At 66.0% G+C, this 1873-nt stretch carries 3 protein-coding genes; 2 read left to right on the plus strand and 1 reads right to left on the minus strand.

Features of this window, described 5'->3' with window-relative positions; all coding sequences use genetic code 11:
• Positions 1–466 (plus strand): integrase core domain-containing protein (locus AC2D9U_RS24215; protein ID WP_484754211.1); only part of this gene is annotated, 466 nt, incomplete at its 5' end.
• 53 nt (positions 467–519) lie between these two features.
• Positions 520–813 carry a hypothetical protein gene (locus AC2D9U_RS24220; RefSeq protein ID WP_484754215.1) on the plus strand — a complete coding sequence of 98 codons (294 nt, stop codon included), beginning with the start codon at positions 520–522 and terminating at the stop codon, positions 811–813.
• A gap of 354 nt (positions 814–1167) precedes the next feature.
• On the opposite strand, the gene AC2D9U_RS24225 is transcribed toward AC2D9U_RS24220, so the two are convergent.
• Positions 1168–1873 (minus strand): M48 family metallopeptidase (locus tag AC2D9U_RS24225; RefSeq protein WP_484754219.1); only part of this gene is annotated, 706 nt, incomplete at its 5' end.

Genomic DNA, 1873 nt, shown 5'->3' on the forward strand with positions numbered 1-1873 from the left:
CGACTTCACGCGCGAATGCCTGGCGCTGGTGGCCGACACCTCGCTGTCGGGTGCGAGGGTGGCGCGTGAACTCGATGCGGTTGTGGCGATCCGCGGTAAGCCTCTGGCGGTGGTCAGCGACAACGGCACGGAGCTGACCTCGACCTCGATCCTGCGCTGGTCGCAGGAGCGGCAGGTGGAGTGGCACTACATCGCCCCCGGGAAGCCGACGCAGAACGCGTTCGTCGAGAGCTTCAACGGCCGCCTGCGGGATGAGTGCCTCAACGAGACGTTGTTCACGTCCATGCCGCAGGCCCGGGCGGTGCTGGCCACCTGGCGGCAGGACTACAACACCATCCGGCCGCACTCGAAGCTGGGCGGGCGGACCCCCGCCGAGATCGCCGGCCAACGGGGTTGGGGGCATGCCCCCAACCCCGTTGCCATCCCATCAACCATCAGACATCAACGCAGAGGACTCTCCGTCTGAGTGGATACATTCAGAGGAGCACGTCAGCCCCTGCCCCGCGCCTGCACCCGAACTTGGCTGAGCTCTACCGCCAGCGCGTCGCCGAGCTGACCCGCCTGCTGGAGTTGGACGACGCGACGGCCGCGCGTGAGATGGTGCGTGCCCTAATCGAGGCGATCCACCTCCACCCTGAGGGAGGCAGCCTGCGTGTGGAAGTCCGCGGCGAGCTTGGCGCCATTCTTCGCCTGGCCGAGGGTGCCAGAAACGCGAAAAGCCCCGGCGATGGTGCCGAGGCTTTGGTAGGGCAAATCAAGTGGGATGCGGGGACACGCAACCGACGATGCCAATACATCATTGTGACCATCTGACCCTCGCGCCCAATCCGCCCCGGGCCAGCTGGGGGTGACGGTTCGAATCGCCACCGCAGCTCCAGTCGGTTTCCCAACCTCATATTTCCCTTCCACTGGCAGCGCCGTAAACCGCAGGTTTCCTGTGGTTTCGCCGCGGCGGCTTGAGGGTTGGAGAACGCAACGCCCCCCGAAATCGCTCTCCGGAGGCTCGAAAGTCTCCGAAGTTCGGGGGTAGCCCGATTTGACCCTTAAGCCCTACCTCATTGATCTCACTGAAATTTCTCTGCGCCGACCTTGGGGGTATTCCAAAAGCCGACCGCCTACCGGTCGCCGCTTGGAGCACGAATCAATTCAAGTGGCCCGCGAGCCTTCTCAGTACGTCCAATCCACATGGCGCACCGGCTGCCTGTTAAGCTGGTCGCGCCGAAGCTGCCAGCCGGGCAGGAACTGGTCCATCAATGCCACGAAGCGGGCGTTATGGGTCGGCTCCAGCAGGTGCACCAGCTCGTGCACCAGGATGTATTCCAGGCACTCCCGGGGTTTCTTCGCCAGGTCTGTGTTGAGGCGGATCGCGTGGCTGGCGGGGTTGCAGCTGCCCCAGCGTGTCTTCATGCGCTGGACGAACACACGGTCCACCCGAACGCCGAGTCGGCGCTCCCATTCCGCTGTCAGCGACTTGGCCTCCTCGCGGAGCTGTTCCCGGTACCAGGCCTCCAGAACCTCGCCCCGGCGGCCCTCGTCCATGCCCGGCCGGACTGCCAGCACCAACCGATGGTGGCGCCATTCGACTGCCGGGGGGGCGTCATGCTCGACGACCTTCAGCAGGCACCGGCGGCCCCAGACGTAGTGGCTCTCCCGGTCCAAGTACTCGCGTGCCGTCTCCCGCTCCTGCTCCTGCAGCTTGCGCTGCTGCTGCCGGATCCAGGACAGCTTACCGATCGCGAAGGCGCGGATCGCGCTTGACCAGCCCCCATCGAGCGGTCCGGGCGGAATTTTAGTGGGCCATCGCCGCCGCGCCTGCTCCTGAGCTGATCTGCGACCTGGCCGCGGGCGCCGTCTCTGGGGCGGGCGGGCGGTA

Source organism: Roseomonas sp. TF40, assembly GCF_057219975.1.